The sequence below is a fragment of the Xanthomonas sp. SS genome (genome assembly GCF_014236835.1).
Taxonomy (GTDB): domain Bacteria; phylum Pseudomonadota; class Gammaproteobacteria; order Xanthomonadales; family Xanthomonadaceae; genus Xanthomonas_A.
Map to the genome: position 1 here is coordinate 2,696,773 of NZ_CP051190.1, position 13,013 is coordinate 2,709,785.

At 68.0% G+C, this 13,013-nt stretch carries 7 protein-coding genes; all 7 read left to right on the forward strand.

From position 1 onward, the window contains the following. Positions 1 to 83 precede the first annotated feature (83 nt). Positions 84 to 2,330, forward strand: a complete 2,247-nt coding sequence (locus HEP74_RS11170; RefSeq protein ID WP_185812945.1) for a methyl-accepting chemotaxis protein — start codon at positions 84 to 86, stop codon at positions 2,328 to 2,330. Between the two features lie 488 nt (positions 2,331 to 2,818). Further along, on the forward strand, positions 2,819 to 5,386 hold the full coding sequence (locus tag HEP74_RS11175; protein ID WP_185812946.1) for a HAMP domain-containing methyl-accepting chemotaxis protein: 2,568 nt from the start codon (positions 2,819 to 2,821) through the stop codon (positions 5,384 to 5,386). Positions 5,387 to 5,627: 241 nt separating this feature from the next. Then, the gene (locus HEP74_RS11180; protein ID WP_255427721.1) at positions 5,628 to 6,128 is read left to right on the forward strand and encodes a hypothetical protein; all 501 of its coding nucleotides are present in this window, start codon (positions 5,628 to 5,630) and stop codon (positions 6,126 to 6,128) included. Further along, positions 6,125 to 8,389, forward strand: a complete 2,265-nt coding sequence (locus HEP74_RS11185; RefSeq protein ID WP_185812947.1) for a methyl-accepting chemotaxis protein — start codon at positions 6,125 to 6,127, stop codon at positions 8,387 to 8,389. The genes HEP74_RS11180 and HEP74_RS11185 overlap by 4 nt, the downstream gene beginning before the upstream one ends. Before the next feature lie 298 nt (positions 8,390 to 8,687). Beyond that, a complete protein-coding gene (locus HEP74_RS11190; RefSeq protein WP_185812948.1) occupies positions 8,688 to 11,384 on the forward strand; it encodes a methyl-accepting chemotaxis protein in 2,697 nt (898 codons plus the stop codon). Positions 11,385 to 11,442: 58 nt separating this feature from the next. After that, entirely contained in the window at positions 11,443 to 12,225 is a 783-nt protein-coding gene (locus tag HEP74_RS11195) for a flagellar brake protein (RefSeq protein WP_185812949.1), read from the forward strand. A 178-nt stretch (positions 12,226 to 12,403) separates the two neighbouring features. Further along, positions 12,404 to 12,895, forward strand: coding sequence for a chemotaxis protein CheW (locus tag HEP74_RS11200; RefSeq protein WP_145700030.1), 492 nt, complete (start codon positions 12,404 to 12,406; stop codon positions 12,893 to 12,895). The last annotated feature ends 118 nt before the right edge of the window (positions 12,896 to 13,013 follow it).

A 13,013-nucleotide genomic window follows, 5' to 3' on the forward strand; every position in this document is an offset into this window, starting at 1 on the left:
CGGCACCATGCAGACCGCTCACTCTCCCCTGCCGGGCACATACCTTCGTTCGATCACTCGTTCACCTGACCCGGTAGAGCCACATGACTTCCAAGAATCCCTCCATCTCCACTCAGCTCGCCATCGGCTTCGGCGCCGTGGTGCTGGTCATGCTCGTCGTCGGCGGCATCAGCCTGAGCAGCCAGTCCAAATTGAACAGCGCCATGGCGATCAACGAACACACGTTCAAGGTGTTGGCGACAGGGCAAGAAATGCAGGAGAACGCACTCAATATCGAGACCGGCACCCGCGGCTACCTGCTGTCGGGCGACAAGCAGCATCTGCAGCCCTTCGAGAAGGGCCGGGCCGCGTTCGAAAAGGGCTATGCCGACGCCAAGCAGCTGACCGTGGACAATCCAAAGCAACAGGCGCGCCTGGCCGAGGTGGACAAGGCATACCAGCAATTCCTGGCCGTGGAAAAAGACACCATCGGCATACGCGAAGGGGACAACGGTGCCGAACAGTCCCTGGCCGTGTTCCGCGAGGGACGCGACCGCGTGTCGATGGGCAAGATCCGTCAGCTGCTGAGCGATTTCGCCAACGAAGAGAGCAGCCTGCTGGTCACGCGCAGCGCCGAGCTGGAAGCGGTGCGCACCCGCGGCAAATGGTCGGTGCTGATCGGCAGCCTGATCGCGGTGCTGGTCGCCGTGGGCATGGGCCTGCTGATCCGCCGCCAGTTGGTCAAGCGGATGGAGCAAGCGATCACGGTCGCCGACGCCATCGCCTCGGGCAATCTCGACAATGCCATCGACACCCGCTCGCGCGACGAAACCGGCCGCCTGCTGATCAGCATGAACAAGATGCAGACGCAGCTGCAGTCGGTCCTGGCCGCGCAGACCGAGATGGCGCAGCGCCATGATGCCGGCCAGATCAGCTACCGCATGGACGCCAAGGCGTTCCCGGGGCAATACGGCCGCATGGTGCACGACAGCAACGAACTGGCGGGTTCGCATATCGCGGTGAAGCTGCGCCTGGCGCAGATCATGGGCCGCTATGCGATCGGCGATTTCAGCGACGACATGGATCGCCTGCCCGGCGAAAAGGCCGTGCTGACCGAGACCATGGACAAGGTCAAGCAGAACCTGACCGCGATGAATCGCGAGATCAGCCAGCTGGCCACGGCCGCGGCGGCGGGCGACTTCAGCGTGCGCGGCGACGCCGACAGCTTCCAGTACGACTTCCGCGCCATGGTCGACAACCTCAACCAGCTGATGGCCACCGCCGACGGCAACCTGCAATCCTTGTCCGCACTGCTGCAGTCCATCGCCGCAGGCGACCTGACCGCACGCATGCACGGCGAATTCCAGGGTGTGTTCGCGCAGATGCGCGACGACGCCAACGCCACCTCCGAGCAGTTGGCCGCCATCGTCGGCCGCATCCAGACCGCCGCGTTGAGCATCAACAGCGCCTCCAGCGAGATCGCCACCGGCAACGACGACCTGTCGCGCCGTACCGAGCAGCAGGCCGCCAGCCTGGAAGAAACCGCCGCGTCGATGGAAGAGCTGACCTCCACCGTCAAGCAGAATGCAGAGCATGCGCGGCAAGCCAACCAGCTCGCGGTCGGGGCCGCTGCGGTCGCCTCGCAGGGCGGCGACGTGGTCGGCCAGGTGGTCACCACGATGAGCGGCATCGAGACCTCGTCGAAGAAGATCGCCGACATCATCAGCGTCATCGACGGCATCGCCTTCCAGACCAACATCCTGGCGCTCAACGCCGCGGTGGAAGCGGCACGTGCCGGCGAACAGGGCCGTGGCTTCGCCGTGGTCGCCAGCGAGGTGCGCACCCTCGCCCAGCGTTCGGCCAACGCCGCCAAGGAGATCAAGAGCCTGATCGACGACTCGGTCAGCCAGGTGTCCAACGGCTCGGCGCTGGTGCGCCAGGCCGGCCAGACCATGACCGAGATCGTGTCCTCGGTGCAGCGCGTCACCGACATCATGGGCGAGATCTCCGCCGCCTCGCAGGAGCAGTACGCCGGCATCGAGCAGGTCAACCAGACCGTGACCCAGATGGACGAGGCCACGCAGCAGAATGCGGCGCTGGTGGAAGAAGCCACGGCCGCGGCGCGCTCGATGGAAGAGCAGGCGCGCGAGCTCACCGAAACCGTCGCGGTGTTCAAGATCGACGATGCTCCCGCGACGACGGCACCGGCGAGCCGGCACCAGGCGATCGGCGCGCCGGCCGTGACCGCGGTGGTCAAGGCAAAGGTGGCGGCGGCGACGCGCGCCGTGCGCAGCGCGCCCAAGCGCGTGGCGAGCGGTGGCGGCAGCGATACCAGCTGGCACGAGTTCTAAGCCCCCGCCATCGGAATGCCAACGATCGCCATGCCATCCGGCATGGCGATCGTCGTTGTGCCGGCCACTCGCAGCGCGTGCGCTGCCAAGACGCGCGCTCGGTAATTACTTGGATTCCCACGCAGATCACGCCGATCGCTAGCAGTGGCGGCCCCGGCCTGGAATCGGCCCACCGCTTCCGGAGCGAGCGCCGCGCCGGGTGGCATGCTGCAACAGCGCTGTAACCCGGAGCTCACAGCCACGCGACAAACTCGATCGCCGGCTGACTCGCACGCTGGCCGCGCTTCAACAATCCAGCCCGCACGCCGTTACTGCATCGACCCCAGGACGTTTCCGCAAGCAGTGCTCGCCATGAAGCATTTCCTATCGCGCTGCCCACCGCCTGCATCCGTGCGCGCGGCGGCTCCGTATCTGCAGGCGGACGATGCCTGGCCGCTGCAATCGCGCGCTGCTTGACCTGTCGCCCCAACGATGCTCAGAGACTTTTCATGCCACAACAGTTTCCCCAGGCCGCTGCCGGCCATCCCCGCCCCGCCCTCGGGTCGCAGCGCGTACTGCACGCCTGGCACGACCTCGCCATCGCCAGGAAGCTCAGCATCATCGGCATTCTCGTCCTGCTCGGGCTGGTGATCCCGGTCCTGCTCTACAGCGACAAACTCGACGAAAGCGTCGGCGTCAGCCGCAACGAACTGCGCAGCTATGCGCCGCTGCGCGAGATGCTGTCGCTGCTGGGGGCGCTGCAGGCCGAACGCGTGGAAACCGGCGCCGCCGCCGCCGATGCGGCACGCGCAGCGGACCGGTACCTGGCCGAGCTGCAGCGCAGCGTTCCGGCGCTGCCCGGCTTCGAACGCAGCGACAAGGCCTTGGCCGGCTTGCGCCAGGCGCTGGCGAACGGACGCGGCGACAGCCGCGCGGTCGCCGAACAGGCCGCCGCCGCGCTGGATGCGCTGCGCGACGACAGCCAGCTGGTCTATACCCCGTATGTGGAGAGCTACCACCTGGTGGTGGCCAGCCTGATCTACGGCCCCGATACCAGCGAAGCGCTGACCCGCCTGGATGCTGCAGCGGATCCGTCGCAGGCCGGCGCGGATGCGCCAGTGCTGCGCGAGCAGATCGCGCAGATCGCGCGCGACCATGCACGGCTGCGCAACGAACTGGAAAAGGCGGTCGGCCTGCTCGAGCAACCGGATCCGTCGCTGGCCGCGGCCGTCGCGACCGAAGCGGGCCACGCCGACGACGCCTTGCAGCAACTGTCCGCCGCGCTGGACAGCGGCGCGCCCGACGCCGACCGCCGCTGGAACCGCGCGCTCGACACATGGAGCCATGCGCTGCAAGCGCTGAGCGCGACGTCGTTGCAGGCCCTGCAGCGACAGTCGGCACGGCATCTGGCCGACGCGCGTGGCGCGATGTGGTGGACGATCGCCGGGTTGAGCGTGCTGACGCTGCTCATCGTCGCCTTGTGCGTCCACACCCTGTCGGTGCTGACCCGCAACGTCCGCAACGCCGCCAGCGTCGCCGAGCAGATCGCGCAGGGCCAGCTGGACACCGCGATTGCGGTCTCCAGTCGCGACGAAAGCGGACAGTTGCTCGCCAACATGCAGCAGATGCAGCAGCAGCTGCAACGCGTACTGGCGGCGCAGGTCGAGATGGCGCAGCGCCACGACGCCGGCCAGATCAGCTATCGCATGGACGAGAGCGCCTTCCCCGGCGACTACGGGCGCATGGTCCGCGACAGCAATGGCCTGGTCGCTGCGCATATCGCGGTGAAGATGCGCCTGATACAGATCATGGGCCGCTATGCGATCGGCGACTTCAGCGAGGACATGGACACACTGCCCGGCGAAAAAGCCGTACTGACCGAGACCATGGACACGGTCAAGCAGAACCTGACCGCGATGAACCGCGAGATCAACCAGCTCGCCTCCGCCGCCGCGGCCGGCGACTTCAGCGTGCGTGGCGATGCGCAGCGCTTCCAGTACGACTTCCGCGCCATGGTCGACAGCCTCAACCGGCTGATGGCCACCGCCGACGGCAACCTCGAGGCGCTGTCCGCGATGCTGCAGGCCATCGCCGCCGGCGACCTGACCGCGCGCATGCACGGCGAGTTCAACGGCGTGTTCGCCACGATGCGCGACGATGCCAACGCCACCTCCGAGCAGCTGGCCGGCATCGTCGGCCGCATCCAGAGCGCCGCGTCGAGCATCGACAGCGCCTCCAGCGAGATCGCCACCGGCAACGACGACCTGTCGCGGCGCACCGAGCAGCAGGCCGCCAGCCTGGAGGAAACCGCCGCGTCGATGGAAGAGCTGACCTCCACGGTCAAGCAGAATGCCGAGTACGCGCGCCAGGCCAATCAACTGGCAGTGGGCGCCGCCTCGGTCGCCGCGCAGGGCGGCGAGGTGGTCGGCCAGGTGGTCAGCACGATGAGCGGCATCGAGGCGTCGTCGAAGAAGATCGCCGACATCATCTCGGTCATCGACGGCATCGCCTTCCAGACCAACATCCTGGCGCTCAACGCCGCAGTGGAAGCGGCGCGCGCCGGCGAACAGGGCCGCGGTTTCGCCGTCGTCGCCAGCGAGGTGCGCACCCTCGCCCAGCGTTCGGCCACCGCCGCCAAGGAAATCAAGGGCCTGATCGACGACTCGGTCGGCCAGGTCGCCAACGGCTCGATCCTGGTACGCCAGGCCGGTGAAACCATGACCGAGATCGTGTCCTCGGTGCAGCGCGTCACCGACATCATGGGCGAGATCTCCGCCGCCTCGCAGGAACAGTACGCCGGCATCGAGCAGGTCAACCAGACCGTCACCCAGATGGACGAGGCGACGCAGCAGAACGCCGCCCTGGTCGAGGAAGCCGCGGCCGCGGCGCGCGCGATGGAAGAACAGGCCGGGCAACTCACCGAGACCGTCGCCCTGTTCAAGATCGACACGTCCCATGCCGCGCCATCGCACCGGTCCCGCTCCGCTACGACAACCAGGACGACGGCAGCAGCGATCGAACGCAAGCCGCAGCCAGCGTATGCCAGCCACGGCAGCGCCGCGATGGCAGGGCCGTAGCGCACTCGGTCCAACGGCGCCTGGCCCACGCATGAGCCGACCCGCATCGGCCGCGGAGCGTCTCCGCGGCCGATGCCGTTTGCGTCGCCACCCGGCGACGGCGGGCCGGCGGCGAAGGGCCTGCGCAAGCGCCCCTGCCCTTCTTCACGCCTCCGCATCGGCAAAGGCCTAAAGCCAGCCCCGTTCCAGTCGATAACGTGAAGAGCCGGTGCTTGTCGGCGCAGCGCCCATCGGGAGGCCCATGCACGATGCCACCATCGCCGAGGCGAATCGTCCGCGCCGGCTTGCGCCTTTGCCGGTCGGCCTGCTGTTGCTCGCCGTCTGGGCCGCGTGGTCGGCGGCCGGCCTGGTGTACCTCGCCAAGCCGCCGTCCGGCGCCGACGCCGACGCCATCCATCGGCAATTGCTGGCCTTCGCGTCCTCCGCGCCACCGCGTGGCCAGGCCGTGGCATTCCAGTTGCGCGTGGCCGGATGCGGCTGCACGTCTCGCGGCCCCGCGCCTGCGCTGCCTGGCCTGCTCAACATCGATCTGAGCGACCGGCCGGCGCCCGCGGCGCTGCCCTACCCGCTGATCGTGCTCGCTGCCGACGGTCGCCTGGTCTACGCAGGCCCTTCGCGCATCGAGGGCTGCGGCACCGCCATTGCCGCCGCGTCGCTGCTGCCGCGCCTGCTCGCGGCCGGCAATGCGCCGCCGCTGATCCTTTTCAACCACTGTGCATGCCCAAAGGAACCATCCGCATGAGCGCCTCCACCACCCAGGGAAGCTTTCTCGTAGGCAACGAGCGCTACGTCTATCTGCAAAAACTGGCTGCGGAGGCCGACCGCCTGTTCCTGGTGGTCGCCGCGTTCACCGGCATCGTCAGCCTCGCCGCCGCCTGGCACCAGGGCGTATGGACGCCGTGGCTGGCGGTGGCGCTGCCGACCCTGGCGATCATCGCCCTGCAGGTGAAGCTCTACCCCGGCACGCTGCTGAGCCGCTGCACCGTGGCGCTGGGCCTGATGGTGCTGGCCGCGGTGCTGATCCAGCAGGCCGGCGGCATGGCCGAGGTCCACTTCGGCGTGATCGTGCTGATCGCATTGTTGCTGTACTACCGCGACTGGCGGCCGATCGTGGTCGCCTCCGCCGCCATCGCCGTCCACCACGTGCTGTTCTTCTGGCTGCAGCATCGCGGCCTGCCGCTGCAAGCGTTCGCGGCCGACGCCGGGATCGGCATCCTGGCTACCCATGCCGGCTATGTGGTGGCCGAAGCCGGGATCCTGGTGGCGATGGCGGTGCAGATGCGCAAGCAATTGCTGGACGTCGGCCACGACCCGCGCGACCTGGCGCTGCTGGCGCGCGCCATGGCCCGCCAGCAACCGCTGCCGGCCTCGATCCGCGATCTGACCCTGCCGGAAGGCTCGATCGCGCATACCCTGGTGGTGGCCAGCGAGCAGTTGCTGAGCAGCCGCGAACAGGACGGGGAGATCCAGCGCGAGAGCCTGCGCATCCGCACCGCCCTGGACAACGTCACCGCCAACGTGATGATCGCCGACGCCGAGCGCAACATCGTCTACGTCAACAAGCCGCTGGCGCGGATGCTGTCGGCGGCGCAGGACAACATGCGCCGCGAGCTTCCCGGCTTCGATGCGAATGCCCTGCTGGGACGCAACATCGACATCTTCCACAAGCGCCCCGAGCATCAGGCCAAGCTGCTGGCGGCGCTGCAGCAGACCCACACCGCGCAGATCCGGGTGGGCGGGCACACCATGCGCCTGATCATCAATCCGATCGTCAGCAGCGCGTCCGAGCGCCAGGGCTTCGTCGTGGAGTGGGCCGACCGCACCGACGAAATCCAGGTGGAAGAGGAAGTGACCCAGATCGTGCGGGCCGCCGCCGCCGGCGACCTCGACAGCCGCATCGGCCTGCACGGCAAGCAGGGTTTCTACCTGCTGCTGGCGCAGCAGCTCAACACGCTGCTGGACAACAACGCCGACGGCCTGGCGCGCATTTCGCAGCTGCTGTCGGCGCTGTCGCAGGGCGACCTCACCGCGCGCATGGACGGCGACCTGCATGGCGTGTTCGCCCGCATCCGCGACGACGCCAACGCCACCGCGACCCAATTGGCGACGATCGTGCGCCAGATCCAGGGCGCCTCGGATGCGATCAATACCGCCGCCGGCGAGATCGCCGCCGGCAACGTCGACCTGTCGCGGCGCACCGAGCAGCAGGCCGCCAGCCTGGAGGAAACCGCCGCCTCGATGGAGGAGCTGACCTCCACGGTGAAGCAGAATGCCGAGTATGCGCGGCAGGCCAACCAGCTCGCGGTCGGTGCCGCGTCCGTCGCCTCGCAAGGCGGCGACGTGGTCGGCCAGGTGGTGAGCACGATGAGCGGCATCGAAACTTCATCGAAGAAGATCGCCGACATCATCTCGGTGATCGACGGCATCGCCTTCCAGACCAACATCCTGGCGCTCAACGCTGCGGTGGAAGCGGCGCGTGCCGGCGAACAGGGCCGCGGTTTCGCCGTGGTCGCCAGCGAGGTGCGCACCCTCGCCCAGCGTTCGGCCACCGCCGCCAAGGAGATCAAGGGCCTGATCGACGCCTCGGTCGGCCAGGTCGCCAACGGTTCGGCACTGGTGCGCCAGGCCGGCCAGACCATGAGCGAGATCGTGTCATCGGTGCAGCGCGTCACCGACATCATGGGCGAGATCTCCGCCGCTTCGCAGGAACAGTCGTCCGGCATCGAGCAGGTCAACCAGACCGTGACCCAGATGGACGAGGCCACCCAGCAGAACGCCGCCCTGGTGGAGGAAGCCAGCGCCGCGGCGCGCACGATGGAGGAACAGGCCGGGCAGCTGGCCGATGCGGTCGCGGCATTCAAGCTGTCCGACGCGGCAACCACGCCCACGCTCCGCGCGCATCCTGCCGCAGCGTCTCGCCCTGCCATCAAGCCGGCGGCGTTGTCCGCAGTGCGCACTACACCGATCGCCCTCGCCAGGGGCACCGAGTTGCGCGAGTTCTGATCCGGCGCAGTGCCGTCGCCCGGCCTGCCGCACACCGACATCCCGCGCTCACCGCAGCGCGGGGACGCATAGCGCTTCGATGCGTATGCGTCCCCATGCGATACGCATTTGCCGCAGGCCGGGTGGCCTGACCGCCTCGCGAATGTCTCGACAATGTCCTTAAACCGTCCCGAGACAGGCCAAAACGCCCGGGAAATAAAGCCATCAATGGCCATCGAACGGTCAATTTTTCGTCACCGCCGCCGATAGGAATTCACGCGCCGCTCACATAGGCGTTCTGTTCCCGCATAGGCGCCCCATGAAAAAGTTCAGCCATCTCTCGGTCGGCACCAAGCTGTCGGCCCTGCTCACCCTTGCGGTCAGCGCCGCGCTGGTATTGCTGGCCACCCTGATCTACCGCCAGTCCGCCACCAGCCATGAGACCCAGGTGCTCAAGGAACTCGAGTCGTCCACCACGCTGATGCAGCAGTCGGTGGCGATGTACGACCGGGTGCTGAGCGAGGAAACCGACCGGATGGGGCAGCTGTTCGCGACCATGCTGCCCGCCGGCGCGCCGCAGCTGGAGCCGGCCAGGACGGTGCAGATCGGCGACGTGCAGACGCCGACGCTGCGCATCGGGCCGCATGTGCTGAATCTGGATTTCGCCTCGGTGGACCATTTCGCCGACGCCAGCGGCGGCGTGGCGACCGTGTTCGTGCGCAGCGGCGACGATCTGGTCCGGATCGCGACCTCGCTGCACGACCAGTCCGGCGCGCGCGTGATCGGCACCGTGCTGGACCATGCGCATCCGGCCTATGCGCTGCTGCTGCAGAACAAGCCCTACACCGGGCCGGCGAACTTGTTCGGCAACGACTACATGACCCATTACCGGCCGCTGCACGACGCGCAGGGCAATCTGGTCGGCGCGCTGTTCGTCGGCCGCAACTACACCCAGGGCCTGGCCGCACTGCAGGAACGCCTGCGCAGCACGCGCATCGGCGAAGACGGCCACTTCATCGCCGTGGACATGCACCCGGCGCGGCGCGGGCAACTGCTCGCGCACCCGGTCTCCAAGGCCGCCAACGTGGAAGCGCTGGTGGTGGAAGCGGACAAGCCGTTGCTGCAGGCCTTGCTCGAGGGCAAGCAGGCCAGCGCCACGCTGCGGCTCAAGCGCGACGCAATGGCAGACGCGGCGGCCGAGCCGTTCCTGGTCACCGCGCAGGCCTATCGGCCGTGGCAATGGGTGCTGCTCGGCGCACAGCCGCGCAGCGCCATCGAGGCGCCGCTGCAGGCATTGATGCGCAACATCCTGGCATTCTCCGCCTTGATGCTGGTCGGCTGCGCCGTGCTGGTGTTCGTGCTGGCGCGGCGCATGGTGTCGCGGCCGCTGGCGGTGGTCGAGCAGGTGGTCGGCGACATCGCCGCCGGGCGCCTGGAAAGCCATATCGAGGTCGGCCACGGCCAGGACGACGTCAGCCGGCTGCTGCACGGCATGCGCCGCATGCGCGACGATTTGCGCGAGCGGCTGCGCACCGAGCGCGTGGTGGCCGCGGAGAATCTGCGCGTGCGCGTCGCGCTGGACGATGTCAGCACCAACGTGATGATCGCCGACGCCGATCGGCGCATCGTCTACGTCAACCGTCCGCTGGTGAAGATGCTCGGCGACGTGCAGGACGACCTGCGCCGCGACCTGCCGCACTTCGACGTGCAGACGCTGATCGGCAACACCATCGACGTGTTCCATCGCCACCCCGAGCACCAGGCGCGCCTGCTGGCCGAGCTGAAGGGCACCTACCGCGCGCAGATCCGCGTCGGCGGCCACACCATGCGGCTGATCGTGAATCCGGTGATCGACGGCGACGGCAACCGCCTCGGCTTCGTCGTCGAATGGGCCGACCGCACCGACGAAGTGGCGGTGGAAGAGGAAATCGCCGGCATCGTGCGCAGCGCGGTCGCCGGCGAACTGGACGGCCGCGTGCGCCTGGACAACAAGCAGGGCTTCCTGCTGTTGCTGGCCGAACAGATCAATGCCTTGCTGGAAGCCAGCGCCTCCGGCCTGGGGCATATCCAGCACATGCTGCAGGCGCTGTCCGCGGGCGACCTGTCCACCCGCATCGACGCCGACCTGCAGGGCGTCTACGCCAACATGAAGGACCACGCCAACACCACCGCCGAGCAGTTGGCGACCATCGTGCGCCAGATCCAGGGCGCCTCGGATGCGATCAACACCGCCGCCGGCGAGATCGCCGCCGGCAACGACGACCTGTCGCGCCGCACCGAGCAGCAGGCCGCCAGCCTGGAGGAAACCGCCGCGTCGCTGGAGGAGCTGACCTCCACCGTCAGGCAGAACGCCGAGAATGCGCGCCAGGCCAACCAATTGGCGGTCGGCGCCGCAGCCGTCGCCACCCAGGGCGGCGACGTGGTCGGCCAGGTTGTGAGCACGATGAGCGGCATCGAGACCTCGTCGAAGAAGATCGCCGACATCATCTCGGTCATCGACGGCATCGCGTTCCAGACCAATATCCTTGCCTTGAACGCGGCGGTGGAAGCGGCGCGCGCCGGCGAACAGGGCCGCGGCTTCGCGGTGGTCGCCAGCGAGGTGCGCACCCTCGCCCAGCGTTCGGCCAACGCCGCCAAGGAGATCAAGAGCCTGATCGACGACTCGGTCGGCCAGGTGTCCAACGGCTCGGCGCTGGTGCGCCAGGCCGGCCAGACCATGACCGAGATCGTGTCCTCGGTGCAGCGCGTCACCGACATCATGGGCGAGATCTCCACCGCCTCGCAGGAGCAGTCGGCCGGCATCGAACAGGTCAACCACACCGTGACCCAGATGGACGAGGCCACCCAGCAGAACGCGGCCCTGGTCGAGGAAGCCACCGCCAGCGCACGCTCCATGGAAGGCCAGGCCGGCGAACTGGCGCGGGCGGTCGCCTCGTTCACCCTGGACCAGCGCCCGCCGGCCGGCAACGTCGCCACATTGCATTCAGGCTACAAAAAAGCCGGGCACGGCCGATAGCATCGTGGGACGGGCGGAATGCGCCGCCCCGCCCCATCCACGATCCCGTTGCCCACCCATGGCCGAAGGCATTCCCAGCGACTCCCCCGAACCGTCTGCGCACGAGGCGACGGAACAGGACGACCGCTTCCTGCTGACCAACCCGCGCCAGATCCGGCAGCTGCTGCAATCGCTGATCAACCAGCGCTCGCAGATCAGCGCGCATGTGGGCGGCCGCGACCAGTCGTTCTCGACCGCGCTGCTGGAGCTGGACGAGGACAGCCTGCTGCTGGACCTGAGCATCAACGAGGCCAACAACCGCATCGCCGAGCAGGCCGAGTACCTGTTGTGCTTCGCACAGCTGGACAAGGTCCGGCTGCGCTTCCGCATCGCCGACCTGGAACGGGTCGACAGCGACGGCACGCCCGGCTTTCGCGCGCCGCTGCCCGATTCGCTGTACTACCTGCAGCGCCGCGAGCACTTCCGCCTGGAGACGCCGATCACCGAATCGCCGATGTGCGTGCTGCGGCTGGACGACGCCAGCCCGCCCACCGAACTGGTGCTGCGGGTCATCGACATCAGCGGCGGCGGCCTGGCGGTGGCGCTGGTTCCCGGCCAGCCGGTACCGGAGCAGCGCCACAGCTACCCGCGCTGCGTGCTGCAGTTGCCCGACGCCGACGCCATCAAGCTGACCCTGCAGGTCTGCAACATGTATCCGCACAAGCTGGCCAACGGCCAGGACACGCTGCGGGTGGGGCTGCGCTTCGCCGACCTGCCGCGCGGCGCCGACGCGGCGATCCAGCGCTACATCTTCCGCATCGAGCGCCAGCGCAGCGCACGCAAGAGCGGCGTGCTGTCCTGAACAGCGCCTCGACCACGCACCGCGCGCCTTGTTACACCATCTTTGTCGAACGCCCCACGCCGGCCAGGACGGTTACAGCACCGCTAAAGTTCTGCCCCACCACGCCGATCTAGTGCAAGAGCCGCATGTCCCGCTTCCCGCCATCCCTCCGCAATTCCGTGCGCACCAGGAGCACACGATGAACGACAAGAACACCTCTGCCTCCGGTGCCACCGGCGGCGAATTCCTCAGCTTCACCCTCGGCGAAGAGCATTACGGCGTCGACATCCTGAAAGTGCAGGAAATCCGCGGCTACGACTCGGTCACCCGGGTGCCGGACGCCCCGGAGTACATCAAGGGCGTGATCAACCTGCGCGGCACCATCGTGCCGGTGATCGATCTGCGCCTGAAGCTGCGCCTGAAGGAAGCGCGCTACGACGCCTTCACCGTGATGATCGTGCTCAACGTCGAGGACCGCGTGGTCGGCATCGTCGTGGACAGCGTCTCCGACGTGATCCCGTTGAACGAGGACCAGATCCGGCCGACGCCCGAATTCGGCGCCGCGGTGGACACCCGTTTCATCTCCGGCATCGGCACCCAGGACGACAAGATGCTGATCCTGCTGGACATCGAGACCCTGCTCGACAGCGCCGACCTGAGCCAGCACGCGCACGTCGACGAAGCCGCCTGAGCCGGCTCGAGCCGCGGCCACGCCGCGGTTTCGCACGCAATTCCCGACCCGCCGTCCATCGGCGGGTTTTTTCTTTCGGAAATGCGAACTGCTTATCACTTGCGCCGATCAAGTTCGT